This is a genomic window from Sphingomonas sp. PvP055 (genome assembly GCF_040546365.1).
In the GTDB taxonomy this organism is placed as follows: domain Bacteria; phylum Pseudomonadota; class Alphaproteobacteria; order Sphingomonadales; family Sphingomonadaceae; genus Sphingomonas; species Sphingomonas echinoides_A.
In genome coordinates this window covers 40,574-66,713 of the sequence record NZ_JBEPNS010000003.1, presented here as the reverse complement: position 1 = coordinate 66,713, position 26,140 = coordinate 40,574, and the positions used below count along the sequence as shown (strand labels likewise).

The following is a 26,140-nucleotide window of genomic DNA, read 5'->3' as shown; positions in this document are numbered from 1 at the left end:
CCGTGGCGCTCACGCTCACGGTGCCGAATGCCGGTTTTGCCGCGACGTGCAACGCTGCGCTGATCCCAACCGCCTCCATGGCCCGGCTCGACTACGACCCTTTTGCGTTCACTCGTCCGCTCGAGCAGATCACGTTCGAGGTGGAAAGCCGTGCAAACGCCGCTTGTGAAGTCGAATTCGTCCTGCTGGATCAAACCCGCACCGCCGTGTCGAGCACAACGATCGGCAGTTCCGGCGTGCAGGTCGGCTTCATTGCCAGCACAGGCGATGCCACTCTGGTCCCGACCGCGGTGCCCGGTACGTGGCGCGCAAGCCTGCAGCCCGGCACACGGACCCGCCTCGCGATCCAGGCGATCGTCACACAGGATGCGGTCGCCTCCGCTGGCGAGCACGTCACGCCTCTAACGCTGGAACTACGCGATGTCGGCGCGCTCGCCACCACGGTCACGCCGATGCTGGTCTCTGTCGTGCTGGCTGTGGTCCCGCGGGCGCAAATGAATATCGTCGGTGCGATCGCAACGTTTGGGCAGGGGCAAGGCATTGCGCAGGTCGATTTTGGCGTGCTGGCCAGTAATGCCACTCGTCGCGTCTTCCTTCAGATCCGCGCCGATACAATCGCGCGGCTCACGATTGATTCAGCCAACGCCGGGCGGTTGCTGCCGGAAGGCAACCTGCGGGGAATGGACAGCATCGCCTATTCCGCTGCGCTAAGCGGCGTTCCGGTCGACCTGACACAGCATTGGGAAAGGATCGTCGATCCGCCACGGACGTTGGCTGGTACGTCGCTCCCGCTGGACATTTCGCTTGGCGCGCTCGGTCAGCATCTCGCTGGCAAGTACAGCGACACGCTGACGATCGTCCTCAGCGCGCTCTGACTGCCATCCTTTTCATGGGTAGCAGATGTAGGGAAGGAGCTTTGAGAACATCGCCTCGCGCGAGTTCACGTCGACCTTGTTGTAGATGTGGCGGATATGCGTCCGCACCGTACCGACGGACATATGCAAGCGATCCCCCACCTCATCCGCGGTTTCCCCTAGGAACAACGATTCGAGCACCCTGCGCTCGGTCGAGGTCAAGCGGAAGGCGGTTTCCAACGCATTGCCGTACAGAAGATAACGTCGGGTTGTTCGCCGCAGGGTCAGTCCGGTGAGATGCTGCAAGGACGTGCCAAGCAAGCGCTGCGCAGTAAGGAGCAGATGTTCGCCAAAACTAACATGCAGACAGAATGGCACGATGCCGTCACCCGACCCCCGGACGAATTGCAGGAACGGATCACATATCTCACGCTTGGATATCCGCAACTTGCCGTTCGTAATCCGGATCGCTTTGGTATGCCACAGGATCTCGTCGGCTGCGGCATTGATCCAATTCACCACGAGGTCGTCATCGACAATCATGCGTGCGCAACTGTCTCGCTCCAGCCAATTCAGGATCGGTTCTCTGGATGACGGACTGAGCGCATCGCAAGCGAGCATCGTTGCATTCCCCCCTGATAAAAACGACCCGGAGTGCAACCAATGGCTGTCTATCTCTGAGACATTAGGACCGTTACGGCTTTGTCAGTGGGCATAATCTGCTTCGGAATGCGATGAAATGCGCGCTAATAACTAGGCACTTTTGCGTAAGCCATCGAGTCTGATGGAACCGGTCCACGATTTGGATACAGCCGTTGGGGACATCCGGTTTTCCGTTGAGATGGGAGAAGAGATAGTCATGTTACGCCCGCTCTGCGTCGGTCGCTGGATCGTTGTCGCTGATAGGATCCTGCCAGGCAAGCGTCGCTTGAAAACGCTGTGTCGGCTGACCCGTTTTGCGCCAGAGGTTCGTTCGGTTGCGCGAGCGATCGTGCGGGGATGATCAAGTCCACCGTCAGCGATGAGTTGGTCGTTGTCGTTCTGCGGCAACAGCGAAACGTCGCGAACGCGGTAAGGGCGCTGCTGACACTGACGAAAACCAGTGCCACCGGTGCCAACCCACGACGGGGTTCGTTCGCAGGAGCCAACGGTGGGACAATAGACTCACCGGGTGGCGGCCAGGGGCGACGGGCAACAGACCCAAGCTTCCCCGGATCGCAGTCGACATGCCTCATTTTTGAGCCGTCGCTGGCGGTCATCGTGCTGACCGCGGACGAGTTCTTTTCGGCATCGATGCATGCCTCCGGCCCCGACCTGTTCGAGTCAGATACAGAATCGGCAGCCCGCGATGCCCTGATCACCGCAATTCGTTCTGCGATAGTGCAAGCACCAGGCCGTAGTGAAGCAGCCATAGCCGCCGCCGAAACCTATTTACTGACGGTGCGCGAGCGTGAAGTTCTCGAACAGATGATAGCCGGTGAAACAAGCAAGGCAATCGCGCGCATCCTGCGCATCAGCCCGCGCACCGTGCAGGTTCATCGCAGCCGGGTCCTCTTAAAACTCTCTGCGCGAAACGCTACTGAGGCAGTTCGTATTGCGCTTGCCGAAGGCAGAAACGCATAACCTCGGATAGAGAATTGGAGATTGAGTCCGGCGCCAAATTCCGTTTTCCGTACTTATCAAATACGGACCGGGCCGAGCCACTGTAAAGGCTTCAATGATGGTGCACCCGACTAGATTCGAACCAGTAGCCTCTGCCTCCAGAGGGCAGCGCTCTGGGGAGGTAAAGGACGACAGCTGTCGTAGTGTTGTCACTCCAAACCCGGCATTGCGCTGACGGCCAATCCTAGTCGTTCCCCGTTCGAAGTCCGACGCGCCTCTCCTGTCCGATTCAGCCGAAAGCCGTCGTTCGCTGCCTGAGCTGCGAACGACGGCTTCGTCCCACTTTTCGTCATCCCATTGCCGCTCGTCGAGGGGGCGATCGGACATTAACGGATGTCCGAAGTTGGGGAGCGCTCATCGATGGCTGAATGTCGTCTTGTGGGTCATCGCCGCAATAAGCCGGCTTAGTGGCTCGCGGCCACTTGCGGACACACGGCAAACGCGATCTACCTCGCACAAATCGAGACTGGAACCGTCAAGATGCCCGATTTCGCAACGCCCAACCTTCCCTCAAGGAAATTCGAGAACACAGCCCGCTTTTATGCGCTGATTGGGTTTGAGGAGACTTGGAGAGACGCTGGATGGATGATCCTGAAACGCGGTGGTCTCACTCTAGAATTCTTCCCATTTCCCGATCTCGATCCAGCTCAAAGCTCGTTTAGCTGCTGTTTCAGAATGGACGACGTGGACGCGTTCTTCAAAGGCGTTTTAGCGGGCGGTGTGCCCGAAGCTACCAAAGGCTGGCCACGGGTACATCCTCCAAAAAAGGAACCTTGGGGCGGGATCGTTGGAGCGCTGATCGATCCGGATGGGTCGCTGATCAGGTTTATTCAAGCGCCAGTCTGAACGGAAGTGTCGTAGCCACCTAATGCCGATCGGCGGCCGGATCGCACGCCCGCGAAGCTCGTAGCGTCGGTCTGAACGAGCGGCGGAAGTTGGGGCGCCGAAAATCGCCCGCGAACGTCGGATCCTGAGTCTTCCCGTCCTAGAAAGCAGCCGGGCGGCTAGCGCCCAATCTCAGTCGTTCCGCCGATTGATCTGCCCCCCGCTGAGAGGCCCAGAGACTATGATAGTCTGGACCACGAAAGGGACGACAGATGCCATTCAAGAAGCACAAGCCGGAAGAGATCATCGGCAAGCTGCGTGAAGTTGAGATCGTGCTGGCACAGGGGGCATCGACGGCCGACGCGTGCCGGCGGATCGCTGTCAGCGAGCAGACGTACTACCGCTGGCGCAAGGAATATGGTGGGCTGAAGACCGACCAGGCGCGGCGGATGAAGGATCTGGAGAAGGAGAATCTGCGGCTGCGCCGGGCGATCTCGGACCTGACGCTGGACAAGCTGATCTTGCAGGAGGCAGCCCGGGGAAACTTCTGAGCCCTGCGCGACGACGGCGCTGCATCGATCATGTGCGACGAGAGCTTCCGGTGTCCGAGCGACGGATCTGCCGGGTGTTGGGTCAGCATCGATCGACGCAGCGCAAGGTGCCGCGTGGGGCGGATGACGAACAGGCGCTGTCCGAAGACATCATCGCGCTAGCAAAGCAATATGGTCGCTACGGCTATCGCCGGGTGACGGCATTGCTGTGCCATAGGGGCTGGACGGTGAACCATAAACGGGTCGAGCGGATCTGGCGGCGTGAAGGGCTCAAGGTGCCGCAGAAGCAACCGAAACGTGGGCGGCTGTGGTTGAACGACGGCTCGTGCATCCGACTGCGCCCGGAATATCCGGGGCATGTATGGGCGTACGACTTTGTCGAAGGCCGCACGCATGATGGCCGCAAGTTCCGCATCCTGACCATCATCGACGAGGCCAGTCGAGAATGCCTGGCGCTGGTCGTGGCACGGCAGCTCAGACATGAAGACGTACTGGCGGCGTTGGCCGACCTGTTCGTCACACGGGGACCACCGGCGCACATACGGTCGGATAATGGCGCCGAGTTTATCGCGAACGGGGTGCAGAAATGGCTTGGCCAGATCGGCGTGAAGACGCTCTACATCGCACCGGGATCACCATGGGAGAATGGCTATAATGAGAGCTTCAACGGGTCGCTGCGCGACGAACTGCTGAATGGCGAGATCTTCTACAGCCTCGCCGAGGCGAAGGTGCTGATTGAAGCCTGGCGGCGGCATTACAACACCGTTCGCCCGCACAGCAGCCTTGGCTACCGACCACCGGCCCCGGAAACGGCCTTACCGCCATATCCGGCCTCCGGTTCCGCTTCGCTCCACCTCCGCCCGGATATGGCAGCGGCGAGCATAATCCACTAACAATCAACACGGTCCACTCGACGGGGGCAGGTCAGAAGCATCCGGTGGATCATGTGATTGGCTAAACAGTTTGAGCCTTTGCCCCATTTTAACCTTTTGGCGTGATGTGGAACCGAATGGCAGGATTGATTTCGCGTCTGAGACGACTGCGCCATTCGGATCAGGCGGTTGCCGCGCATGTGCGGGAAACGCTGACCCAGTCGCTATACGCATCTCCGCAGTCGCTGGTGATTGGCGCGATGACAAGCAGCGTGATCGTCGTAGTGGTTGCTGTGATAAGCGATCGTGCTGTAATGTTGGCGTGCGCATTGGCAATCCTAGTTGTTGCAGGCATTCGCATTGTTGATGCATTGCGGTTGTTTCCCTTGCTCAGCAAGGATCGCGCAAGCTGCTTCGGCGGCAAGCGGCAGGAACTATTATATCGCTTTGGTGCGCTTGCATACTCGGGCCTTCTCGGCACCTTCGGCTTCTTGACGCTTATCGGGACCGACGACGGGGATCTGCAGCTGCTCGCGGTGACGACGGCGGTTGGATATGCGGCTGGGATCGCAGGCCGCAATGCCGGTCGCCCCTGGATCGCGTTGTCCCAGTTGTGCTTGGCCGCAGTACCACTTGCTCTGGGCCTGTTCCTGACGTTCGAGCCGTTGAAAGCGGTTCTTGCCCTCGTCATCCTGTTCTTCGTCGTGGCAATGATGGACATCACGCTTCAGACTTACGGCGTCATCCTGCGCGCCACCGTGGCTTCGACGGAAAAGACCGCATTGGCAGAGCATCATGCTGCGGTGGCACGGCGAGATGATTTGACCGGAGTGGCCAATCGCACTGCCTTTCGTGAACGCTACGAGGCTCAACTGGAAGCGCTGATCTGGTCGGAAGAAAGCGAGCGCCAAGGCTTGGCCATCTATTGGCTCGATCTCGACAAGTTCAAGGAGATCAACGACAGCTTTGGACATCTGGCCGGCAACGCGCTCTTGTCAGGCATCGCCAGACGGTTGGACGAGGCCTTTGGTATAGATGGAATAGTGGCGCGATTGGGGGGTGACGAATTTGCTGTTGTCTGCGCGATCCGCGACAAGGAAGAGGCAATCGGCATTGGCCGTCGCATTCTTGATCTCGTAGAATCTCCCGTGCATCATGATGCCCGACATTTGAACGTCAGTGCCTCGATCGGTATCGCCATTGCCCCGGCGGACGGGACAGACGCGGACACGCTTCTGAAAAACGCGGATCTCGCTCTTTACCGAGCCAAAGACAGCGGACGGGGCGTTATGCGTTTTTACGAACCCGTAATGGACGAAAAGATCGAACGTGCCCGTGATTTGGCCGCCGAGATACAAGGCGCTCTTGGTCGCGGCGAATTTTATCTCGTGTTCCAGCCGATCTTCAACTTGAATGGCGGTGGGGTTCAGTCCTGCGAAGCCTTGCTGCGCTGGAACAACCGTAGATACGGGCAGGTGTCACCGGGCGAGTTTATCCCGATCGCCGAAGGTAACGGGTTCATCGTCCAGATTGGCGGCTGGGTAATTCAGGAAGCGTGTCGCACCGCAAGCCAGTGGCCCAACGGCGTCACGATTGCGGTAAACCTATCCCCGATCCAGTTGCGTTCCGCCAATCTGCGAGCTGTCATTGTGAATGCCCTGGCGGCAAGCGGCCTAGCCGCCGAGCGGCTGGAACTTGAGGTCACGGAATCAGTGCTTCTCGAAGACATTGATGGCTCGCTTGGAGCGTTGCAGGCTATCAACCTGCTGCACGTTCAAACTACGCTTGATGACTTCGGCACGGGATATTCCTCACTCAGCTACCTTTCCAAATTTCCGTTCCAGACGCTCAAGATTGACCGCTCCTTCATTGCCGATCTCGACCAGAGCTCCGCGTCAGTGGCGATCGTGCAAGCGGTGATCGATCTTGCCGCCAAGCTCGGAATGCGCACCATAGCAGAAGGGGTCGAGACGGCCGCTCAGCTTGCACAGCTTCGTCGGACACAATGCGATGCGGTGCAGGGATACTGGCTGAGCCGTCCGATACCGGCAAGCATGGTTACGACGATGCTTGCCGGTGAGACCCCCAACACCGGCTGCAGGGCGTCTCCGGGCGCTAGCCCAAGTTAGGGATGGGACGGCTTGTTAAGAAGTCTGGTCTGCGCACCAACTAGCCTCCGCATGAGCTTCAAATCGGTCTCACTGAGACGCAGTGCAGCATCTGCCCAGAGATCCACAACTGCCTCCAACTCGCACAGCGATAGCGGGTTCACGGAGCGCGATGCTTCATAAATAGCACAATGTCCGCTATGACGCCGTCGGTTTTGCCGCACGTACAGCTCTACTTCCGCACGGCCATTTCCGCGGTCCGCAAGACCGTGGACGATCCCGAGATCGTACAGTTCTTCAGCTGAATAGGATCGACCGCTCAAGATCATCTGTTCGGCCCGCGCAGCACCGAGCCGACGGGACAGGAAGCAGTGAGCGCCCATGCCTGGAAACAGTCCGAAGGCGGTTTCGGGCAAGCTAAACTGGGTTCCACGCTCGGCGATGACGACGTTGAACGATAGCAAGGCCTCGAACCCGCCTCCCAAAGCGTCCCCCTCCACCAGGGCGATCGTTACGATGGGCAGGTCGAGACTGAGCATGTTGCGATGAAGAATGCGTACACAGGCTCGTCCGTACCGAACCAACGCTGCTTGATCCCGCGCACGAATATGTGCCTCAAACAGATCCAGATCGCCACCAAGGGAGAACACGCCGGGAAAGCGCGAACCGAGCACAAGATACCTTACCGGTACCGCACCCGATGCCGTGGCTATCGCAATATCGTTTTGCCATTGATCAAATTGGGCAAGCAGGGTTGGATTAAAACTCGGTCGAACGCGCTGATCCATATACGTCCATAGCGTCTCAAGGTTCGGGTCGAAGCTAACGTCGAGATCGTCGTAGTCGAAATGCGCGATGCTTCTGTTGGCGTTGCTGTCATTTAGCACCGGAGGAACGGAATGATTGCCTGCCCGAACAATTGGAGGGTACTGAATTGACATGATAGTTACCTTTCTACGTGCAGCGTATCGCTGCTCGCAAACGGTAGGCCGACACAGATAAGAAAGGCGATGCCTGGGATCGCAACAGGCTTGGACAACCAGATTGCCACTGAACGACTGTACTAAAGTTTATTCGCAGCCTCGTTCGCAGCGGGCAGTTGGTCTGGTCGGAACGTCTGCGTCCCGCCCGGCGGTGGACGTTACGTGCTACTCGCCGTGGTAACAAACGGTACCGGGTATAAGCACGCTGATGGCGCGTGGTAAAACCGCCAGAAGCCATCTTACTTTTATTCATCGGCCAGCTCGTTCCATCGACGGGCGGACGGTTACTCGTTTCTCGGCAATGAACGGTGGCCTAACTTCGCGTACAGCTCAACGTAAGGCGTCTAGTGCATAAGCATAAGGCTGAATCACCGGCCATCATGGGCACGGCGGTAAGTTTTATGCGGGAGAACCAACATGGATGATAAAGGAGAAGTTCGATCGTTATGGATCGTTGCGTTTTTCCTACCGTTATGGGTGTTGTACTTCGCTGCGAAAGCGTTTGTTAGATGGATGGATGATAACATTTAATTTGAAAGATAGTTGTTTGACCCTATGCGTCCGTCTGCCCTCTGTGCCAGCAGCTCCGCACAGGCCCATCGTAGATAGCAGCTAAGCTTTCTAACGGCATGCTACCGCCCCCCCCCCGTGGGGCATGGCCGGTCGCAGCATGGCCCGATCGCAGGGCTCGGAGGCTGCCTCGCTCAACGAGGTAGTGACAATGCTTGTTGATCGCTTGTCGGGACCGCCGCGCCCCCCGCGGGTAGGGGCAACTGACCGTCGAGCGCAACCTACCTGAAGAGCCGAGCACAATAGCAAGGCGGCCTACCGGCCACGCTTACAGCGCAACGTCAATCATCGCGTTCCAACGCGTTACAGCGAAATTTCGATCGAAATTTGCCACAGCCGACATTTGTAGGTCTGGCTCGCGCATGGCGATAAGAACGAAACGCGCGGTCAGTTCAAAGCTTCGCCACATCGGCTTTCCGTTATAAACGGTATTCTCTGAAAGACCGTCCGCTCTGCACAGAGTGCGTTCTACCCGCTCAATCATATCCATATACGATCGCCGAGACAAATTGCTTCTGGCGCCGTCTCAGTCAAACAGAGTACGAGCATTTTATTCGGGCTACCGTTCGGCACACTACTGCGATGACAGCCGTCACCGTTCAGACTGCCGAGGCGATCTGAATCAGTAGGCAAAGCGTACACTCTCGAATATTTCTGCCAACTTAATGTCGATATGCAAAAAGTGCGCAGGGCGGCGCTTCGTATGGCGGCAATCTGACCTTTATTCCGTCGGCAGTTCCTGAGACCGCCACCTGGATGATGATGCTAGCAGGCTTCGGCATGATGGGCGCAGGCCTGCGCTATCGTCGTCGTAGCTCGACTGTCGCTTTTGCATAAGCGTAACGCAGGAAATGCCGCCGGTGAAAACCGGCGGCATTTTTTGTCTGTCAAAGATCCGTCAGGAAGATCTTTACCAGCGCGTTGCCGTCCATCGTGCGCTGAATCGCGTCGTCCGAGGTCAGTTCCTCGGCCAGCTCCAGCGCATCCTCACGCGAGAAAAAGAGCGAGTATAGCGACCGCGGTGTCCTGTCGGATATCGCATTGCTCGTTGCGGCCTCTATGCGCGGACGAATGCTCGCAATTTCCAGTCGCATAAGCTGCGACGGCGCTGCAACGCTTTCGTTGGTTCGCGGGGCGCCGATTGGCTTGAAACCAAGCATCGCTTCGTAGAAGCGGCGATGCCGCGGATTGACCTCGATAAACAGGTCGGTGCAGCGATGGTGGTGGTATCCGTAGATGAAGACAATGTGAAACAGAGCCGCCAACAGAGGCTTGGACGGCAAGTTCGTCTCGAACGCCAGTCGACTCAGTTCACAAATCTTGCGTCCCTCGGTGTGACGGAACGCATCAAGCTCCTCGGCAAAGATTTTGTCAGCTGCCAATCCGACATCAGAGTCAACTACGAGCGTGACCGTACCAAGCACCTCCGACTGCGCAGACGCTGTAAAGGTGGCACTGGCACGGTGGGACGGCAGAGCATGATGGCTGCCATATCCCCGCCAAGCGTAACGCTTGTTGATCAGCGAGCACGCACTGTCACGTCGATCACTTGTGTCAGCAAGCTCGATATCCACGGCCTGACTGAATACGCTTGGGACAAGTTTAGCGCGCTGTTCGTCTGGAAGACGATCTTCAAACCCTGGTTTGGCTTGCCCCATTGCTGCGGCAGAGAAACGAGCTTCAGGTTGAATAAACACCACAAACCCCCGGAAAAGTGCAGCGCGCGTCGCTGATCACGGACTTTATCTGAGGTATGGGTCCATAAGAACGGATTGATGGATTGCCTTACCAGACAATCCACCCTGCTCATTCATGGTTAACGAGCACTAGCACTGTAGATAGCGATTTCGGTCAAACGTGCTAATTGTGGGATTAACGCATTTAGATCATAGGGAATTTGGCTAAGCGTCATCAAAACGGAGGACTTTCAAAATGCAAGACTTAGTGCAGCGTCAGAACGCTTCCGTGAGGAAGCCAATAACTGACAATCGAGTCAGCAATTGTCGGATCGTTATAACATGCACCGTCTAACCACGCCGTGATGCGCACGTCATCCGCCACAACGGTTGTGTCAGCGGTCGCAGTTCCCGAATGGTTCGCTGCAAACCCGGCCTCAAAGGTTTCGGCCAGTTCGTCGAGATATCGATCACATAGCATGGCGTTGCAACGATACGGTTACAGGCTTGTTCCAGCTAGAGCTAAGTTTCAGAGAACATTGCATAAACATCGCACAAATGCCTCTGACAGTGGAGCGTTGCGCCGCCCTATACCGATCCACGCCAGTAGCAATGGGAAAACGCAGCGCCTCCCCACTTGTATCGAACGACGGACATATCGGCCACGTTCGTCGCACACCGCTTAGTCTGCTGATCCCGACTTTGCCGGGCGACCACGCTTTGGCGCGTCCGCTGAGGCCGGCGGCTTTGCCGCGACTTTCTGCCCGGGTTTACGGCCAAGACCGATCTTTTTAGCCATGTCGCGCCGCATCGCCGAATAGGCCGGTGCCGTCATTGGGTAGTCAGCCTTCAACCCGTAACGGGCACGATATTCGCTCGCCGTAAGACCATTGGTTGTGAGATGCCGCGTCAAGGTTTTGTACGGCTTGCCATCAATCATCGAGATGATGACATCCGGATTGGACAACGACTTTCGTGGAGTAACCGCACCAGTGAACTCCGTAGCGCTTTCCTCATTCGAACTTTCGGTTGGCGCGTTGGTGAGGCCATTAACCGCGTTGTACATAGACTGTAGGAATGTCGGAACATCCTCCGCCGAAGTCCGGGTGTTTACATTTGAAAGCCACGCCATCGTCAATTCCGCGGCTAGCTTAACTGAGTTTGTAGGTTCGTCTGACATAGAAGATCCTTCTGGCCAGCGATCTAAGGATACGATCTTAAACTGGCGCTGAACACGATAAATGACATATTGTTTAACAAGTTACCATGAATGCGCACCGCACCGTAAGCCATCTAAGGTTGCTTAGTAATGACTTTCTTCATAGCGTCTACTGCACACGTTTTCAAATAATCTTGTCCGCCTAGGTTCCAGTTCAGTTTCGGCTTGCGCGATGTGACGCACAATGCGCCTATAAGATATCCGTTGCTGTCTCGCATTCCCGCAGCAGCGTAGAAGTCTATGTCACCGTCCTCGACCAGCGGATAAGTGGCGAACCGCCCGTCACTTTTCGCACTTGGTACGATTAGTGTATCTATATCGCCGTGAATCATGTGGCCGACAAAGGATGTGGATCGGTTAAAGACGCCCGAACGCGCTCGGTCCTGCGCGATAACGAACACGTTATAGTGGCTCACGGCACAGATTATCGCGGTCTCGACCCGACAGTGAATGCGTGCGCGTCGCGCCAGATCCATCAGCACCGGATCGCCAACCAAATTTAATATACCTGACGCCTCTGTCGCCTTTTGACGCTCGGCCTCGTTGCCGGGCATGCCAGCCGAATTGTAGGAAGTGATGTTCATTGTTTGAGCTTGTTCACGTTACGTTGAGCAATTCGCTACCAAGAGAATCTTTGCTGCTTGCTGAATATCCGCACAAAGTATGATCCGTCCTAAAAACGTACGGTTGTTCGGCGTTGATGTCAGATGTCTGAGGCGGACTTCAAACCTGACGACTGTGAAAATGGACTGTGAAAACGCGCATGATGGCAACCGGCGAACGGATCGATGAAACAGGAACGCTGATACAAGCCGGAGGTGTGATCTTTTTCCGGCGTGACCATGGGGGCCGTTACCAGCTCGAGCTGCACCGTTTGCCTGTGGACCTAATTCAAAAGCGGGTACGTTTGATTGGTACGTTGGTTGGCCCGATGCTCGTACATGCCGAGGGCGTAGCTCCGGCCTGAATAACAGGAATTGCTTTTTTACGATTAACCGCAATTCCGATTCAGCTCGACTCATACCGATTGTCAGGATCATGTCGCTGGGGATCATACCTCCATGGGACACATCATTACGCACGCTTGCGGCCACGGCCAGATCCACCACCTCGCGGGCTATGCCCGACAACAGGAGCAGAAGGCGAAGTGGTTAGAAACCACGCGTTGCCGCGAGTGCTTTATTTCTGACAAACAAGCTGTCCAGGCGGAAACAGCTGCCAGCGATATTGCAGCTGTAGCCCATCTTGCACTGCCCGCGCTCAGCGGCAGCGATCGCCAGATTGCCTGGGCGGCATCTCTGCGAGCGGCTCGCCTCATATCTACGACATCGCACGAGGGCAGTGATACCACCGTGACCGCGTGGGTGAGACACTTGACTGACGCAAAATGGTGGATTGACGGGCGCGGTCTAACCGACGTCGAATGGCTTAACCAAGCCAAGCAAGTCGTTGCCGCATGTTTTCCAACCTTACGCGGAACCCAGACCCTTGAGTAGCCCCGAGTTTTTTAGACGCCTTCAGCTTTCAAAATCTGCTGCCGTTCGAACGCGACGGGCGACAGCATCCCGTTCCTGACCTGCTTGCGCACCGGGTTGTAGAACATCTCGACATAATCGAACACGTCCTGGCGGGCTTCCTCGCGGGTTTTGTACGTTCGCCGCCGGATGTGTTCGCGCTTGAGCGAGGAGAAGAAGCTCTCGGCGACGGCGTTGTCATGGCAGTTGCCGCGGCGGCTCATCGAGTGCTCAAGATTGTGAGCGCGTATGAAGGCAGCCCAGTCCATGCTGGTGAACTGCGAACCCTGATCCGAGTGGATCAGTACCCTTTGCTTCGGCTTACGGCGCCATACCGCCATGTGCAGCGCCTTCAGCACCACATCGGTGGTCTGCCGGCTCTGCATCGACCAACCGACCACGCGGCGGGAAAACAGGTCGATCACGACAGCCAGATAGGCGAAGCCTTCCAAGGTGCGAATGTAGGTGATGTCTGTCACCCAAGCCCGGTCTGGCGCAGCCACGTCGAACTGACGGTCCAGCGTGTTGTCGACCGCCAGCGACGGCTTGCCGCCATGGCCGCCGGGCCTGCGCTTGTAGCCGATCTGCGCCTTGATGCCCGCCAGCCTGGTCAATCTGGCGACCCGGTTCGGGCAGCAGGTCTCGCCGTGATCCAGCAGGTCGTCGTGCAGCTTGCGGTAGCCATAGACCTTGCCACTGTCGTTCCAGGCCCGCCGGATCAGTTCCGTCTGCCGAGCATCTTCCCGAGCCCGCTGAGCCAGCGGGCTCTTTTGCCATGCATAGTAGCCACTTGGCTGCACAGCGAGGCACCGGCACATGGCCCGTACGCCAAAACAATCGCGATGCTCAGCAATGAACGCGTATCTCACTTTGCATCTCGAGCGAAATACGCGGTGGCTTTTTTTAGGATGTCGCGCTCCTCGGTCACCCGGGCCAGCTCGCGCTTCAGCTGGCGGATCTGCGCATCCTTGCCAGCATCGCCCGACACTTGACCCGCCAGCTGCCGCTTCCAGGCATAGAGCGAATGCGGACTGACGCCGAGCCGCTGTGAAACCTCCGCTACCGGATACCCGCGGTCGGTGATCTGGGCCACCGCGTCACGCTTGAACTCATCGCTGAAATTGGGCTTCCCCATCGTCGCCTCCTGTCCTCAAAATTAGGATCGAAGGCGTCCAGAAATCTAGGGGCTACTCAGAGAACGGTTACAACGAGAGCTTCAATGGTTCGCTTCGCGACGAGCTGCTCAACGGAGAGATCTTCTACAGCCTCGCCGAGGCAAGAGTGCTGATCGAGGCGTGGCGGCGTCACTATAACACCGTCCGACCACACAGTAGCCTGGGCTATCGACCTCCGGCGCCAGCAGCGGCGACCCCGCCATTGCCAGCCTCCGGTTCCGCTTCGCTCCACCTACGCCCGGCAATGGCGGCGGAGGCGACAATGCACTAACTATCTATCTGTACCACCCGGTGGGGGCTGCTCACCAAAAAGGATCCAATTTCTAGGAAAAGGGCGCGTGCCTGTACGACTGGAATTGGGTGCTTGCGGACTGGCAGCTTTCCCACACGATAGATGCCGGTCGGCTTTCAGGCGCCTTGGACGCCCGCAAAGGGTTTGAACGGCGATAGGTGGTGGTCAGCGGACATTCACCACTGGTCGTCGTTGACGCCCTTCCGGGAGCGACAAATACTCCGCAATCTAGTGACGTCGCTAACGAACGAACCCAGCACGATTGGCATGCCGACCAGCAGGTAGACCGGCAAAAACCACCGCCATGTTATATCTGATGCTCCCGCGTAGAGCATCGCAAGGCATACGACAGTTAAAGACAATGTGGGCCAGAGCGTCCATCGCGCTAACCGTTCGATCTTCCCAATCGCTGCCTTATCGCTGCTGTTCATTCTGCCATCCTCCGGCAATTACCGAATGACCGCAACTGGGCGCTTCCGGTCCGTCCGCTTCGGCGCCCAAAAGTGGCCGGTCGGCTTTCGGCCAAGTTCGCGCTGCGGAAAGCGATGGAACGGCTCAACCTGAGTTGGAAGCCGACGTTCAAATGGTCTTGCGCGCGGTGGTGACACGCCGCGAGGGGGCTGAACCAATACTCCCATCGCCGCCACCCGGCCTGCATGTCATACCGACAGGCGGGCCTCTTTGGCCGGTCGATCAACGGCAAGCGAATGTCGCGACTTCGTAAAAATTGAAACGCTAGGTCGGGCTTCGGGAGGGGCCTACCCGACCTAGCGTCATCCACAAGCACCCGTCCACCGGTGCAACACCGAGTTACCGTTTCACGGTTAAAAAGGTATTAACGACAAAAGCTACAACTAAAAGTTGCGCTAATTATTCTTGTAATTAACTTTTTACGCGATGAACGTTACCCTAACCACGCATACATCTGCCGGTAAGAGCTGGCGATTAAAGTCGCCACACCAGCCACCTCAATCAAGATGCGGTTGAAGTTTTTTACCGGAGAACGGGTAGAAGCAGCAAAATAGAGTTTGGCCTCTATAGCCCGTTGTTCTGTTTTTACCGCTATGGGTTTTGTATTTTGCGGCAAGATCGTTTGTTAAATGGATGGATGAGAACGTTTGAACAGGCGTTTTTGCATGAGTTTACGCCAAGCGGCGTTCCGCAATTTCGATCTCTAAAAAGGCTCCGTGGCCAATAAGATCGTCAATTGGAATATACTGCAAATCGCTTGTTGAAGTTGAGCTCCGGAACATGCTCCCTTTGGGTTACGTTCGATCTACTATGCAACAAAGACATAGAGACTCGGGGATGGGCGTAGTGGTATGGGTTCGCGCAGCAAGGGTGACACAGCATGCTTCGATCTGATCTCGTGCAGGCGGTCTCCGCTGATAACCCGACATTACCCCTTCCGGTCATCGACGCCGTCGTGTCCTGTTTTTTTGAGCAGATCACGAACCGGTTGGCAGAGGGCGGGCGTGTCGAGCTGCGGCGTTTCGGCACATTCACAACTCGTGAACGCGAAGAACGGTTATGCCGCAATCCAAAGACTGGGGAACCGGTCCAGGTTAACGCAAAGCGCGCGCTCCACTTTAAGCCAGCAAGAGAACTGCGCACAAGCGTGACGATCGGGAAGAAATGATTCTTTCTTGTCGCCTTGCAAGGGGGTGCGACCGCGAACGCGTTGTAGCTTACCCTATCCCATTTTTGTCGCCGCAGCTTTACAGATTATTAACCATTTTCTGAAAAGATCTAAAGGTCGAAGCGGGGGCTGGAGATTCCCAATGCTCAACAAATCTGAGATTGAAATAGAGATCAACAGAACGAGGCGGATGGCTGATCAGCTGTTCGACGAGCGTTCTGCAAAGGCGCTTAAAACGTATACGAACGAACTTGAACGTGCTGCTGACCTTATCAAAAATAAGGGTCGCCGTTTCGTCCTGTCATCAAGCTTTTGAAAAGCTCCTGCAAGCATTCAGCAAAGGGTTGGCTGCGTTTCACGAAGTGCCGCACGCACCATCGCGCAATCCTCACGAACATGAATTGCTATAGAGTCATCTTCCGATCCCATCCAGATTAACGTACCTCCATTGCGGGCGGGCTCAATGGATGTAACGACGTTATTTTCTAAGCTGACTAACCGCCCATCAGGGTAATGTATCTGAGCCATTGGTTTATTTTCGCCGCTAGGGGGGAGCGATATAAGCGCCACTGACTAATCATTTACAACCCTACTTTAGTCTAACGCGTTTGGGTGAGTCGGCAGACGGAAAGGCTCCTACGTTGGCGTCGATCCGCCTCAGGTCTATGGACGTCCCAACCGCCATATTTCCCCCAAGCAACATGGCGGCCAGGGCTGCTGCGGACCCACGTCGGCAGCGGCCCGAAACTATTCTCTCCGGTCTCATCATCGATCTTTGCTTAGGATGGCATCAGGGAATCCGCCGTCAACCATTCGAGAGCGGCCGCACATCCTTTGAAAACGCACATGTTAGAGCGGTTCTCAGAGATGCGCAGCGCTTGCCGGCGGGCCAAGACTCCGTCGGTATACATCGCGACACGCCGGTGAATCATAGCAGGATGTTCCGCCAAAGCTTTCATGGCCGCGACAACTTCTTGGGTCTGAATTGTCGCGTCGGTAAAGTCGTAAAGGGTGGTGGGCGGCTGATCGCCGACCGGAAAACTGGCTTCGCCGCATCACTCGTCTCCATCTGACGAGCTAACTTACCAATGGCATGATTTCTGGGGAGCACGTCACTAAGCGGCTAACAGACTTCGGACTTCGTTTTCCAGAGTCTGTAACGTGAACGGTTTCTGTAGAAAGCGGTCTGCAAGACCAGTGCGCTGGATGCTTTCCCCAGTGTAGCCTGAAATGATAATCGTCCGAAGGTGGGGGCGGTCGGCGAGCGCTTTTCGAACTAAGTCGAAACCATTTATAGCTCCAGGCATTCTGACGTCTGTTACAATAAGGTCAATGCGAGTCACGCCTTGCACGATCTTGAATGCGTCATCGCCGCTGGCTGCCAGGATTACCTTGTAGCCCACGGTCTCGAGTTGATCCCCGATCAACGTTCGTATCCTTTCCTCGTCATCGACGACGAGGATAACCCAACGGTCACAAGACATCGTCTGAGTTCCCAACGTTTTCTAAAATACATACTGAACCTAGGATGGTGAGCATGGCTAGTGGCAAACTGTTGATCGTAGATGACAACGCGCTAGTCCGTCAGATGATAGCGAGCCTTGCGCGCGAACTAGGCCTGTCCGTGATTGAAGCAGCTTCGATCGACGCTGCACAGGCGCCGCTTGCTGACGGCGATATCGATATGCTGCTTTGTGATGATGACCTAGGCACTGGCGTGTCAGGCGTTCAATTTATCGCCAGCAATCCGTTGCAGATGCCGGCGACCGTTGTGCTGATGTCCGGTAATCCGAAACCGAATGGGCTGCCAGAAGGTATACGGTATCTCTGCAAGCCCTTTACGATCGGGCAACTAGAAGGGGAGTTATTAGCTTAAAGACCGATAACCGAGGCGTGACGCAAAACTTTAGCTTTGCATCACGGACGTCCGACTTGGGTGGGGGGTGCGTAAGAACGGTGACGAAGCGTCGCTGATTGAGACGCGCGTGAACGCAGTGTTAAGGCCTGCATCGCTGCTATCAGTCCCGGCACACCAACCAGAGCGATGGCGCGCTTGGTATTGTATGCGAGGAGCTGGAGGCTCAACTCGGTTCCGACGTTCCTCAGTGTTCGCGTCTTGAAATAGCTTTGCCCCACCCGGTCCTTGAGAGTGCCGAAGACGTGCTCGAGCGCGCGTGCGCGATAGCTGTCTCAAGCTTCCCACTAAAAATGTCGGCAAAATCCAGTAGGCTCTCGTCTTCAAGTTCTATGATGGACAACTCTATCTGCGTAAGACGCTTCATTGCGCCCGCGTTTTGCTGCGCCTCCCGCTTCATCCGTATTTATAACATGAGATCATCGTACCACCAATGGCATGCATGTGGCAGATCCCCAAAACTCGGCGCCCTCGTGTCGCGAATGTTCTAAGTTTCGGACGTCGCGTATATCCCGCCTTTTGCGACACCGCTGCTTGCCCTCCGAAACCTTTCCCAAAAAGGATGGTGAATCGGGAATCTGAGATAAAAGGGGAAAACCAGCCTAGCGCCATCCTCTGCCACCTTCGACATTGTGCATCACTGAGTGGGCTTCTAGACGCATCCAATGAAACGCCGGGCTCGCCCACTCTCCAAGATATTGCATTCCATGGCGTTTTTCGTCCTGGCGGTGATGTTGCTGGTCCGGCTTGGCCCGCTCTGCGAGACGATGGCGATGGCCGCGCCTCCGGCTGCGTCCGCTATGATGGACTGCGCCAGCAAATCAGCAGGCGCTCCCATCAAAAAGGCCCCTGCGTCGGCCTGCGCCATACCGTGCGTTGCGGTTGCCGGCGAAACCGTAGAGCATGTCGGGCTGGTTCCGTCCTCCCGTCTATCGCCTTGGCCGGCTCCACAGACCGGCCTTTTGGGCATGGCATACGCTCCGGCCACACCCCCTCCGCAAACCGTGTGACGTCGAACACCATCACACGTAAATTTCGGAGAATATCATGACCAAGTTCAAGCTCATCAGCGCTGCCTTCGCCCTCACCCTGTCGACTGGCGCATTCGCCGCTGTCGCCAATTGCTGCGCCGACATGGCGTGCTGCAAGGACGGTGCGGACTGCTGCAAGGATGGCGCAAAAGCCAAGGCTGCTGACTGCTGCGATCATGCCAAGGGCGGCATGAAGCACGGCTAAAAGCTAGATAGGGGCGGGCAACCGCCCCTATCTATTAGCCGGCTGCGATACGCCGCCACGCCACGGCTACTGATCGACTACATAGCTATCCAAGAATGGAACGGGCCGCTTACCAGCGCGTCCGTAAACGATTAAAAAATGGGAACACCCAAGCATCCCAAGCCGCGTCGCACGCGTCATGAGAGAAATATTTATCCTCGTTCAACCGTGGCATTAGTTGGGCACGGCAGTAATCGCTTCCATTACCCGGCAGTCGGCGATGCGTCCGCCATCGCAGTATCGTGTTGCAGCACTCAATGCGTCGCGAAGCGCGACAAGGCGTGTGATACGATCCTCCACGCTGGCGAGATGCCGACGGGCGATGGCGCCGGCCTGGTTGCAGTCCTGATCGGGATCGGCAGACAGGGCAATAAGCGATCGGATTTCATCTACTGAAAATCCTAGTTCCCGGGCATGGCGGATGAAGCCAAGCTGGCGAACCTGCCCCTCTCCATAGGTGCGACGGCCTCCAGACGTGCGGAGCGCTTCGGGCATGAGGCCGATTTCCTCATAGAATCGGATGGTGTTGATTTTGGTCCCTGTCCGCTTTGCCAAATCGCCGATCATCAACACGTTGCCACTCCACTAGAAACCGCTTGCTCCTACAGTGACTGTAGATCGTAGAGGCACGATATGAGTGCAAGTGAATCCTCTTCATGCGGTTGTTCCGGTGATACCAAACGAGCGGAGCGCGATCCCGCATATCGGCGCGCATTGTGGATCGTCGTTCTGCTTAATCTGGGCTTTGGTCTGGCTGAAATCGTCGGGGGGTTCCTTGCCGACAGCCAGGCATTGAAGGCCGATGCCCTCGATTTCATCGGGGACGGCAGCATCTCGCTCCTCGGATTGATTGCGCTGGGATGGACCGCTCGTGCCCGTTCTCAGGTTGCGCTTACACAGGGCATATTCCTTGGCGCGCTCGGGATAGGTGTCATCGCCTTCGCCCTTTGGCGTGCGATGAATGCAATTGCGCCAGAAGCCGAATTGATGGGCGCTATCGGGATCGTTGCGCTCATAGTGAACGTGACGGCTGCACTAGTTCTATCGCGATTTCGCGAAGGGGATGCGAACGTCACCGCTATTTGGTTGTTCAGCCGTAACGACGCGATTGCCAATGTTGCGGTGATCATCGCAGCCGCCCTTGTTGGCTGGACCGGTGCGGCTTGGCCCGATCTGGTCGTTGCCGGCGTCATCGCGCTCCTGTTCCTGCATTCGGCCTACGAAATTATCCGCAATGCGCGGCGCGAACTCCAATCAACGGCAAGGCCGTCGTCATAATGACTTACCCTATGAAGCTCCGGCACCGGTTGCCCTTCGTCCTGATCGCGGTCGTCGCCGTCGTTCCGTGCGTAGCGCACGCCCAATCGCAAACCGGTTCCGAAGCGACGGTCACCCCGGTACTGACGCTAGAAAAAATACTGGCGTTGGCGGAAGCGTCAGCACCGTCGCTAGAAGCAGCGCAGGCCGGCGTTCGGGCAACAGGTGCGGCGCGCGATGTAGCGGGGCTGCGCCCTAACCCTACGCTGAATGGCGGTCTGGAATATTTTGGGGGTTCGGGGGCATATCGCGGTCTTCGTAGCGCGGAAGCTACAGTCGGTGTTGCTCTACCTATCGAGCTTGGCGGCAAGCGTTCCGCGCGGGTCGGTGTTGCCAACGCACAAGGGGAGCAAGCTCGGCTCGCCCTGGTTATTGCTACGGCCGATATTCGGCTCGCTGTAACACAGGCGTATATCGAAGCCGTAGCAGCCGAGCGTCGCATCACGACTGCGCGCGAGCAAGCCGGCATTGCCGGGGAGGCGGCCCGCGCGGCGGGCATTCGGGTACGCGCGGGCAGGGCATCGCCGCTAGAGCAACAGCGTGCCGACGTGTTGCGCATCAATGCCGAAGCTGCGGTTGAACGTGCGCAGCGCCTGACGGAAGTCGCGCGGGGCAATCTCGCCCGGCGTATTGGTCAGCCCGTAACCGGCCCGCTCGACGTTGCCTGGTTCGATCGCGTGCAAGGTTACGGCCCCTCGATCGCGGCCAGTCCGGGCGGCACGCTGGCATTGTCTGCGGCGCGAGCCGCAGTGACGACGGCAGATGCGCAAGTGCGGCTTGCTCGCTCCCAACGCATCCCCGACGTGACCGTCAATGCCGGCGCACGCCGGCTCGATGCGTCGAACGATATGGCTGCGGTCGTCGGCCTCTCGATACCGCTTCCACTGTTCAACAACGGCCGGGCGTCGGTCGTTCAGGCGCGGGCGCAACGCGATCAGGCGGACGCGATGCGACGCGCGGCTGAGCTGGATGCGGGGCAGTCGATAGCCAGCGCGGAAGCGGAAGTGGCAAATGCCGCGACGACCGCTAGAACCACGGGTGGGCCGGTCCTGGCAGCAGCGACGGAAGCCGCGCGCATTGCCCGCATCGGCTACCGTGAAGGCAAGTTCGGCCAACTCGATCTTCTCGACGCCGAACGCACCCTGTCTGAAACCCGCACGGCCGCGATCGATGCGCTGGCGACCTACCATGATGCAAAGGCCCGGCTTGAGCGGCTGACCGCTGCCGCTCCCGAACTGGCGAAGGACCAATGATGACGAAGACCGGCGCGCGGGTCGTACTATCCGCTCTGCTTCCCCTGACGCTGCTTGCCTGTGGCGGGGGCGGGGAAAAGAAGGCCGACAACATGGCCGGCATGGAAGGGATGGAAAAGGGCGAAGGCGAGAAAGGCGAAGCCGGCAAACCTGCCGATAAAGACGCCGTAAGCCTTTCGGCCCAGCAAATCGCGGATGCCGGGATCGAAGTTGGTCGGCCTGCGATTGGCGGCGTTGCCGGCGCAATCGAGCTGCCGGCCTTGGTTCAGGGTGATCCGCAAGGGGTGCAGGTCGTATCCGCGACGATCGGCGGTCGTGTCGTCTCCCTTACCCGTAACCTCGGGCAATCGGTGCGCCGTGGCGATGCGCTTGCGATCATTGAAAGTCGCGAGGCCGCCTCATTAAACGCCGAGATTGAAGCCGCGCGCGCGCGCTCTGCGCTCGCACAATCGAACCTGCGCCGTGAGCAACGTCTGTTTGCTGAACGCGTCTCGCCGGAACAGGATCTCATCGCCGCTCGAACTGCTGCCACCGAAGCCAACATTGCGGTCCGCCTCGCCCAACAGCAGCTCTCGGCCACAGGCGGGAGCGGGGGTGCGCTGAACCGTGTGGCGATCCGCTCGCCCCTTTCCGGTCAGATCATCGCTCGATCGGCGACGCTCGGTCAGACGGTTGCGGCAGACGGCGAGCTGTACCGGGTCGCCAACCTCTCGCGCGTGACCATCGCTGCGTCACTCTCACCGGCTGACGCCGGCAAGGTAAAGCCTGGAACACGCGTTGAAGTCACCTCGGCCGGCCGCAGGCAGGAAGGTCGCGTGACCTTCGTGTCGCCCGCTCTCGATGAAACCACGCGGCTTGTTCAGGTTATCGCTTCCCTCGATAATGCGGGCGGCACTTGGCGGGTAGGGGAGCCCGTCACGGCCTCGATCCTGCTGCCCTCGATCGGGGATCACAGTATCACTGTGCCGTCCACGGCGGTCCAATCGGTAGAGAATAAGATGGTCGTGTTCGTGCGCACGCCTAGCGGCTTCAAGGCCGTTCCGGTGCAGGCAGGGCGTCGCAACGGCGATCAGGTCGTCATCACCTCTGGCCTGACCGGCAGCGAGCGTATCGCAACCACCAATAGCTTCACGCTCAAAGCCGAACTCGGCAAGGGCGGCGAAATGGACATGGATTGATCCAATGATCGGCCGTCTTGTAACTTTCGCGGTCGAGCGCCGCTGGCTCGTCCTGCTTTTCACCGGGATCGCGGCCCTGGTGGGTGCTCTGGCGCTGCAACGCCTTCCGATCGATGCCGTCCCTGACATCACGAACAATCAGGTTCAGGTCAACGTGATGGCCCCCTCTCTGTCGCCCGATCAGATCGAGCGGCAAGTATCATTTACGATCGAAACCTCGCTCGCTGGCATACCGGGTCTGGAATATACGCGCTCGCTCAACCGGAACGGCTTTGCGCAAATTACCGCCGTATTTTCCGATGCCACTGATATCTATTTTGCCCGCCAACAGGTGGCCGAACGGCTGCGTTCAGCGGAGGAACGCCTACCCCAAGGCATCATGCCGGAAATGGGGCCTATCGCTACCGGCCTTGGCGATATTTTCATGTGGACGGTCGAGCTTCGCGAGTTGGACAAGGTCCGGCATCGCGACGGGGAACCGGGGCTGCAACGTGATGGCAGCTATATCACGCCGGAAGGCGAGCACTTGGTCAGCGAAGATGACAAGGCCACTTACCTGCATACGGTTCAGGAATGGATCGTTGCTCCCCAACTTCGGGGTACGGCCGGCGTCGCCGGCATCGACTCCCTTGGGGGGTTCGATCGCCAGTATCTCGTCATGCCCGACCTTCAACGCCTAGCCGCGCTGCGCCTCACGATACAGGACCTCGCGACCGCATTGGAGCGCAGCAATAGCAGCATCGGCGCGGGCATCGTGGACAGTAACGGCGCGGGCCTTTTCGTCCGCTCCGACGCGCGCGTGCGAACCGCGAACGAACTGGCGCGGACGGTCGTGGCGACCCGCGAAAACGTCCCCATCACGCTCGATCAGGTCGCGACCGTCAAAGCAGGCCACGGCATTCGCACCGGCTCCGCTTCCGAAAACGGTCACGAGGTCGTGGTCGGCACAGCTGTCATGCGCATCGGCGAGAATAGCCGCACCGTCGCCACGGCTGTGTCCGATCGCCTGAAAACAATCAGCCGCTCGCTTCCGGCCGATATCATCGTGAAGCCGGTGCTGGATCGCACCAACCTCGTGAACTCCACGATCGCGACTGTCGGCCGCAACCTTGCGGAGGGCGCGGTGCTGGTCATCGTCGTGCTGTTCCTGCTGCTCGGCAATATCCGGGCGGCATTGATCGCGGCCCTGGTTATTCCTGTCACGGTGCTGCTGACCAGCGCCGGCATGCTACGTGCCGGGGTGTCGGCCAATCTAATGAGCCTCGGCGCGCTCGATTTCGGCCTGATTGTCGATGGCGCAGTCATCATTGTAGAAAATGCCCTGCGCCGCTTAGCGGAACGCCAACACGAGCTGGGCGAACGCCTTTCGCTAGAGGAGCGGCTTGCGATCGTCGCCGCGTCCGCGCGCGAAATGATCCGCCCATCGGTGTACGGGCAGGCGATCATCATCCTTGTCTATGCCCCGCTGCTCACCTTCTCGGGCGTCGAAGGCAAGATGTTCGAGCCGATGGCGCTTACCGTCATCATCGCGCTCGTGTTCGCCTTCATCCTGTCCCTGACATTCGTCCCTGCCGCCATCGCGGCATGGATTGGCGGACGCGTGGATGAGAAGGAAAGCCGGGTCATCGCAGTGCTGAAACAGCGCTACGAACCCGGCCTGGATGCCGCCATGCGACGCCCGAGCATAACGATCGGCGCTGCGGTTGTGGCTGTGGTAGCAGCTGTCCTGGCCTTCTCGACGCTGGGCCAAGAGTTTTTGCCTCAGCTTGATGAAGGCAACATCCTTGTTCAGGCGTGGCGGCCTGCGGGCACCTCTGTCAATCAGAGCCAGAAGATGCAGTTTGCAGTCGAGAAGATGATCGCTCGCGAGCCGGAAATTCGCTTCGCGTTCTCGCGTACCGGCACGTCCGAAATCGCCTCCGATCCGATGCCGCCCAATGCGACGGACACGTTCGTGATCCTCAAGCCACGCGACGAATGGCCTGATCCCAGCCTGCCTAAGACTGAGCTGGTCGAGCGCCTTGAAAAGAAGCTCAAGACCATTCCCGGCAATGGCTACGAGATCACGCAGCCTATCCAGATGCGCTTCAACGAGCTGATCGCGGGCGTCCGTGGAGACTTGGCGGTCAAGGTGTTTGGGGATGACTTCGGGCAGATGAACGCGACCGCCAATCAAATTGCGGCAGTCCTCCGCAAGATCCGTGGTGCGGCTGATGTGCAAGTTGAGCAAACCGAGGGCCTGCCGCTGCTCGATATTCGGCCGAACCGCGATGCGATGGCGCGTGTTGGTGTCACTGCCGGCGACGTGCAAGATACCGTTGCCGCGACGATTGGCGGTCGTGAGGCGGGCATGATCTTCGAGGGCGATCGGCGCTTCCCGGTCGTGATCCGCCTGGCGGAAACCGCACGGGCTGACCTACAGGCGATCGGGCAGATACCTATTCCTACGCCCAACGGCTCCTACGTCCCTCTGGGGAGCGTCGCGGACGTTGCTGTCGGGGATGGTCCAAACCAAATCAGCCGCGAGAACGGCAAGCGCCGCGTCGTGGTGCAGGCCAATGTCCGCGGTCGCGACGTTGCTGGCGTGGTGGCTGACGCGCAGGCCGCGATCGACGCGCAAGTCACGCTCCCTCCCGGCACCTACCTCCAGTGGGGTGGTCAGTTTCAGAATCTGGCTGCGGCGCGCGAGCGGCTGACGATCGTCGTCCCGATCTGCTTCGCGGTCATCATGTTGCTGCTCTATGGTGCTCTCGGCAGCGTCCGCGACGCGGCCCTGGTGTTTACCGGCGTTCCTCTGGCGCTGGTGGGCGGCATTCTCGCGCTCGTGTTACGCGGCATGCCGTTCTCAATCTCGGCCGCTGTCGGGTTCATTGCGCTGTCGGGTGTGGCTGTGCTGAACGGGCTGGTGATGGTTAGCTCGATTCAGGAGTTGATGCGGCAGGGTATGGCGCGGGCGCAGGCGGCGAGGGAGGGTGCTCTGACCCGTTTCCGCCCCGTCGCCATGACAGCGCTCGTTGCATCCTTGGGGTTCGTCCCAATGGCGCTCGGGCACGGCGCGGGGGCGGAAGTGCAAAAGCCGCTTGCTACGGTCGTGATAGGCGGCTTGATCTCCGCAACGTTGCTGACTCTATTCGTGCTGCCAACACTCTATGCGCGCTTTGGACAGGCACGGGCTGATCCGGTCCCACAAACCACCTGACGGACGTATTGCTTTTACGGATCGTCTCCCAACGGCTTTTCTAAGACGATGGTATTTCGGGAT

24 protein-coding genes and 2 pseudogenes are annotated in these 26,140 nt (G+C 58.2%); 17 read left to right on the top strand and 9 right to left on the bottom strand.

The genetic code is table 11. From position 1 onward, the window contains the following. Window positions 1-2: 2 nt before the first annotated feature. A complete protein-coding gene (locus tag ABIC16_RS20215) occupies window positions 3-875 on the top strand; it encodes a hypothetical protein (protein WP_354292669.1) in 873 nt (290 codons plus the stop codon). 12 nt (window positions 876-887) lie between these two features. Here ABIC16_RS20215 and ABIC16_RS20210 read toward each other — a convergent pair whose 3' ends face one another. Further along, the gene (locus ABIC16_RS20210; RefSeq protein ID WP_354292667.1) at window positions 888-1,397 is read right to left on the bottom strand and encodes a helix-turn-helix transcriptional regulator; all 510 of its coding nucleotides are present in this window, start codon (window positions 1,395-1,397) and stop codon (window positions 888-890) included. A gap of 456 nt (window positions 1,398-1,853) precedes the next feature. Between ABIC16_RS20210 and ABIC16_RS20205 the strand changes: the two genes are divergently transcribed. The 4 genes from ABIC16_RS20205 (at window position 1,854) to ABIC16_RS20190 (ending at window position 6,893) form a co-directional block, all read left to right on the top strand. Continuing rightward, window positions 1,854-2,477 carry a response regulator transcription factor gene (locus ABIC16_RS20205; protein ID WP_354292665.1) on the top strand — a complete coding sequence of 208 codons (624 nt, stop codon included), beginning with the start codon at window positions 1,854-1,856 and terminating at the stop codon, window positions 2,475-2,477. Window positions 2,478-2,996: 519 nt separating this feature from the next. Continuing rightward, window positions 2,997-3,362, top strand: a complete 366-nt coding sequence (locus ABIC16_RS20200; RefSeq protein WP_354292663.1) for a bleomycin resistance protein — start codon at window positions 2,997-2,999, stop codon at window positions 3,360-3,362. A 251-nt stretch (window positions 3,363-3,613) separates the two neighbouring features. Next, a protein-coding gene (locus tag ABIC16_RS20195) for an IS3 family transposase (protein ID WP_354292600.1) occupies window positions 3,614-4,785 on the top strand; the annotation gives its coding sequence in 2 pieces (ribosomal slippage) (window positions 3,614-3,878 and window positions 3,878-4,785; 1,173 coding nt in all). A gap of 116 nt (window positions 4,786-4,901) precedes the next feature. Then, window positions 4,902-6,893 carry a putative bifunctional diguanylate cyclase/phosphodiesterase gene (locus ABIC16_RS20190; RefSeq protein ID WP_354292662.1) on the top strand — a complete coding sequence of 664 codons (1,992 nt, stop codon included), beginning with the start codon at window positions 4,902-4,904 and terminating at the stop codon, window positions 6,891-6,893. On the opposite strand, the gene ABIC16_RS20185 is transcribed toward ABIC16_RS20190, so the two are convergent. Beyond that, window positions 6,890-7,813 (bottom strand): crotonase/enoyl-CoA hydratase family protein, encoded by a 924-nt coding sequence (locus tag ABIC16_RS20185; protein WP_277971482.1) that lies wholly within the window; start codon window positions 7,811-7,813, stop codon window positions 6,890-6,892. The genes ABIC16_RS20190 and ABIC16_RS20185 overlap by 4 nt on opposite strands. A gap of 880 nt (window positions 7,814-8,693) precedes the next feature. After that, window positions 8,694-8,915, bottom strand: coding sequence for a hypothetical protein (locus ABIC16_RS20180; protein WP_354292660.1), 222 nt, complete (start codon window positions 8,913-8,915; stop codon window positions 8,694-8,696). Between the two features lie 212 nt (window positions 8,916-9,127). On the opposite strand from ABIC16_RS20180, the pseudogene ABIC16_RS20175 reads away from it, so the two are divergent. Continuing rightward, a pseudogene (locus ABIC16_RS20175) lies at window positions 9,128-9,262 on the top strand (PEPxxWA-CTERM sorting domain-containing protein); the annotation flags it as partial. Window positions 9,263-9,312: 50 nt separating this feature from the next. Here ABIC16_RS20175 and ABIC16_RS20170 read toward each other — a convergent pair. The 3 genes from ABIC16_RS20170 to ABIC16_RS20160 all read right to left on the bottom strand — a co-directional run bounded on the left by ABIC16_RS20170 (window position 9,313) and on the right by ABIC16_RS20160 (window position 11,904). Next, on the bottom strand, window positions 9,313-10,122 hold the full coding sequence (locus tag ABIC16_RS20170) for an N-acyl amino acid synthase FeeM domain-containing protein (RefSeq protein WP_277971480.1): 810 nt from the start codon (window positions 10,120-10,122) through the stop codon (window positions 9,313-9,315). 661 nt (window positions 10,123-10,783) lie between these two features. Further along, entirely contained in the window at window positions 10,784-11,281 is a 498-nt protein-coding gene (locus ABIC16_RS20165; protein WP_277971479.1) for a Ros/MucR family transcriptional regulator, read from the bottom strand. A gap of 113 nt (window positions 11,282-11,394) precedes the next feature. After that, window positions 11,395-11,904, bottom strand: a complete 510-nt coding sequence (locus ABIC16_RS20160) for a hypothetical protein (protein WP_354292657.1) — start codon at window positions 11,902-11,904, stop codon at window positions 11,395-11,397. A gap of 179 nt (window positions 11,905-12,083) precedes the next feature. Between ABIC16_RS20160 and ABIC16_RS20155 the strand changes: the two genes are divergently transcribed. Together ABIC16_RS20155 and ABIC16_RS20150 are read left to right on the top strand one after the other, a co-directional pair. Then, window positions 12,084-12,287: a DUF5818 domain-containing protein gene (locus ABIC16_RS20155; RefSeq protein ID WP_277971477.1), complete on the top strand. Its 204-nt coding sequence runs from the start codon at window positions 12,084-12,086 to the stop codon at window positions 12,285-12,287. 94 nt (window positions 12,288-12,381) lie between these two features. After that, window positions 12,382-12,816 (top strand): hypothetical protein, encoded by a 435-nt coding sequence (locus tag ABIC16_RS20150; protein WP_354292655.1) that lies wholly within the window; start codon window positions 12,382-12,384, stop codon window positions 12,814-12,816. A gap of 11 nt (window positions 12,817-12,827) precedes the next feature. Here ABIC16_RS20150 and ABIC16_RS20145 read toward each other — a convergent pair. Next, window positions 12,828-13,969, bottom strand: a protein-coding gene (locus ABIC16_RS20145; protein ID WP_354292653.1) for an IS3 family transposase whose coding sequence is annotated in 2 segments (ribosomal slippage) — window positions 12,828-13,729 and window positions 13,729-13,969 — 1,143 coding nt in all. Because the reading frame shifts where the segments join, the coding sequence is not laid out codon by codon here. A gap of 59 nt (window positions 13,970-14,028) precedes the next feature. Between ABIC16_RS20145 and ABIC16_RS20140 the strand changes: the two are divergent. The 3 genes and pseudogenes from ABIC16_RS20140 to ABIC16_RS20130 form a co-directional block, all read left to right on the top strand. Beyond that, window positions 14,029-14,280 (top strand): annotated as a pseudogene (locus ABIC16_RS20140) (integrase core domain-containing protein); the annotation flags it as partial. Between the two features lie 1,372 nt (window positions 14,281-15,652). Continuing rightward, window positions 15,653-15,940: an HU family DNA-binding protein gene (locus ABIC16_RS20135; protein WP_277971350.1), complete on the top strand. Its 288-nt coding sequence runs from the start codon at window positions 15,653-15,655 to the stop codon at window positions 15,938-15,940. Window positions 15,941-16,082: 142 nt separating this feature from the next. Continuing rightward, window positions 16,083-16,256: a hypothetical protein gene (locus ABIC16_RS20130; protein ID WP_354292651.1), complete on the top strand. Its 174-nt coding sequence runs from the start codon at window positions 16,083-16,085 to the stop codon at window positions 16,254-16,256. Between the two features lie 799 nt (window positions 16,257-17,055). Here ABIC16_RS20130 and ABIC16_RS20125 read toward each other — a convergent pair. Next, entirely contained in the window at window positions 17,056-17,367 is a 312-nt protein-coding gene (locus ABIC16_RS20125; protein WP_277969895.1) for a response regulator, read from the bottom strand. Between the two features lie 110 nt (window positions 17,368-17,477). Between ABIC16_RS20125 and ABIC16_RS20120 the strand changes: the two genes are divergently transcribed. After that, window positions 17,478-17,816 (top strand): response regulator, encoded by a 339-nt coding sequence (locus tag ABIC16_RS20120; protein ID WP_277969896.1) that lies wholly within the window; start codon window positions 17,478-17,480, stop codon window positions 17,814-17,816. Window positions 17,817-18,902: 1,086 nt separating this feature from the next. Further along, entirely contained in the window at window positions 18,903-19,091 is a 189-nt protein-coding gene (locus tag ABIC16_RS20115; protein WP_041394287.1) for a hypothetical protein, read from the top strand. Between the two features lie 213 nt (window positions 19,092-19,304). On the opposite strand, the gene ABIC16_RS20110 is transcribed toward ABIC16_RS20115, so the two are convergent. Next, on the bottom strand, window positions 19,305-19,697 hold the full coding sequence (locus ABIC16_RS20110) for a MerR family transcriptional regulator (RefSeq protein ID WP_502958371.1): 393 nt from the start codon (window positions 19,695-19,697) through the stop codon (window positions 19,305-19,307). A gap of 66 nt (window positions 19,698-19,763) precedes the next feature. Here ABIC16_RS20110 and ABIC16_RS20105 point away from each other — a divergent pair, with 66 nt between their 5' ends. Genes ABIC16_RS20105 through ABIC16_RS20090 form a run of 4 tightly spaced genes read left to right on the top strand, consistent with a single transcriptional unit; the run spans window position 19,764 to window position 26,077 of the window. Further along, on the top strand, window positions 19,764-20,408 hold the full coding sequence (locus tag ABIC16_RS20105; RefSeq protein ID WP_041394289.1) for a cation diffusion facilitator family transporter: 645 nt from the start codon (window positions 19,764-19,766) through the stop codon (window positions 20,406-20,408). An 11-nt stretch (window positions 20,409-20,419) separates the two neighbouring features. Continuing rightward, window positions 20,420-21,700: a TolC family protein gene (locus ABIC16_RS20100; protein ID WP_041394291.1), complete on the top strand. Its 1,281-nt coding sequence runs from the start codon at window positions 20,420-20,422 to the stop codon at window positions 21,698-21,700. Beyond that, window positions 21,697-22,878 (top strand): efflux RND transporter periplasmic adaptor subunit, encoded by a 1,182-nt coding sequence (locus ABIC16_RS20095; RefSeq protein ID WP_156340141.1) that lies wholly within the window; start codon window positions 21,697-21,699, stop codon window positions 22,876-22,878. Before ABIC16_RS20100 ends, ABIC16_RS20095 begins: the two co-directional genes overlap by 4 nt. Before the next feature lie 4 nt (window positions 22,879-22,882). After that, the gene (locus ABIC16_RS20090; RefSeq protein WP_041394292.1) at window positions 22,883-26,077 is read left to right on the top strand and encodes an efflux RND transporter permease subunit; all 3,195 of its coding nucleotides are present in this window, start codon (window positions 22,883-22,885) and stop codon (window positions 26,075-26,077) included. Window positions 26,078-26,140: the final 63 nt, after the last annotated feature.

Coding starts and splice junctions, on each gene's coding strand:
- ABIC16_RS20155 (WP_277971477.1), top strand. CDS start 12,084: ATGATGGCAACCGGCGAACGGATCGATGAAACAGGAACGCTGATACAA.
- ABIC16_RS20105 (WP_041394289.1), top strand. CDS start 19,764: ATGAGTGCAAGTGAATCCTCTTCATGCGGTTGTTCCGGTGATACCAAA.
- ABIC16_RS20160 (WP_354292657.1), bottom strand. CDS start 11,904: ATGAACATCACTTCCTACAATTCGGCTGGCATGCCCGGCAACGAGGCC.
- ABIC16_RS20185 (WP_277971482.1), bottom strand. CDS start 7,813: ATGTCAATTCAGTACCCTCCAATTGTTCGGGCAGGCAATCATTCCGTT.
- ABIC16_RS20150 (WP_354292655.1), top strand. CDS start 12,382: ATGGGACACATCATTACGCACGCTTGCGGCCACGGCCAGATCCACCAC.
- ABIC16_RS20210 (WP_354292667.1), bottom strand. CDS start 1,397: ATGATTGTCGATGACGACCTCGTGGTGAATTGGATCAATGCCGCAGCC.
- ABIC16_RS20100 (WP_041394291.1), top strand. CDS start 20,420: ATGAAGCTCCGGCACCGGTTGCCCTTCGTCCTGATCGCGGTCGTCGCC.
- ABIC16_RS20180 (WP_354292660.1), bottom strand. CDS start 8,915: ATGGATATGATTGAGCGGGTAGAACGCACTCTGTGCAGAGCGGACGGT.
- ABIC16_RS20130 (WP_354292651.1), top strand. CDS start 16,083: ATGCTCAACAAATCTGAGATTGAAATAGAGATCAACAGAACGAGGCGG.
- ABIC16_RS20205 (WP_354292665.1), top strand. CDS start 1,854: ATGATCAAGTCCACCGTCAGCGATGAGTTGGTCGTTGTCGTTCTGCGG.
- ABIC16_RS20120 (WP_277969896.1), top strand. CDS start 17,478: ATGGCTAGTGGCAAACTGTTGATCGTAGATGACAACGCGCTAGTCCGT.
- ABIC16_RS20190 (WP_354292662.1), top strand. CDS start 4,902: ATGGCAGGATTGATTTCGCGTCTGAGACGACTGCGCCATTCGGATCAG.
- ABIC16_RS20135 (WP_277971350.1), top strand. CDS start 15,653: ATGCTTCGATCTGATCTCGTGCAGGCGGTCTCCGCTGATAACCCGACA.
- ABIC16_RS20115 (WP_041394287.1), top strand. CDS start 18,903: ATGACCAAGTTCAAGCTCATCAGCGCTGCCTTCGCCCTCACCCTGTCG.
- ABIC16_RS20090 (WP_041394292.1), top strand. CDS start 22,883: ATGATCGGCCGTCTTGTAACTTTCGCGGTCGAGCGCCGCTGGCTCGTC.
- ABIC16_RS20200 (WP_354292663.1), top strand. CDS start 2,997: ATGCCCGATTTCGCAACGCCCAACCTTCCCTCAAGGAAATTCGAGAAC.
- ABIC16_RS20095 (WP_156340141.1), top strand. CDS start 21,697: ATGATGACGAAGACCGGCGCGCGGGTCGTACTATCCGCTCTGCTTCCC.
- ABIC16_RS20110 (WP_502958371.1), bottom strand. CDS start 19,697: ATGATCGGCGATTTGGCAAAGCGGACAGGGACCAAAATCAACACCATC.
- ABIC16_RS20165 (WP_277971479.1), bottom strand. CDS start 11,281: ATGTCAGACGAACCTACAAACTCAGTTAAGCTAGCCGCGGAATTGACG.